1 protein-coding gene is annotated in these 242 nt (G+C 57.9%); it reads right to left on the reverse strand.

The window, feature by feature from the left end; genetic code table 11:
* Positions 1 to 242: phosphatidylcholine/phosphatidylserine synthase (locus KZZ04_RS20580; RefSeq protein WP_368735911.1), on the reverse strand; the 242-nt coding region annotated here is incomplete at both ends.

Raw genomic sequence — 242 nt, forward strand, 5'->3', positions numbered from 1 at the left:
CGGCAAACACCAGCACAACCACCAGGATAGCCACGAAAGGCACGCGCCCTTTGAGGTCCAACTCCTTAAAGCTGTTGTACTTGATGTTACTGACCATCAGCATGCCGGCCGCCGCAACCATCAAGGCCACCAGGAAAGACATCTTCGACCCCTGGATCCCGTAGTCACTGAACGCCCAGACGATACCCGCCACCACTCCCGCAGCAGCGGGGCTTGCGAGACCAATGAAGTAACGCTTGTCG

Source organism: Pseudoalteromonas sp. CR1 (genome assembly GCF_019392235.1).
Classification (GTDB): Bacteria; Pseudomonadota; Gammaproteobacteria; order Enterobacterales; family Alteromonadaceae; genus Pseudoalteromonas.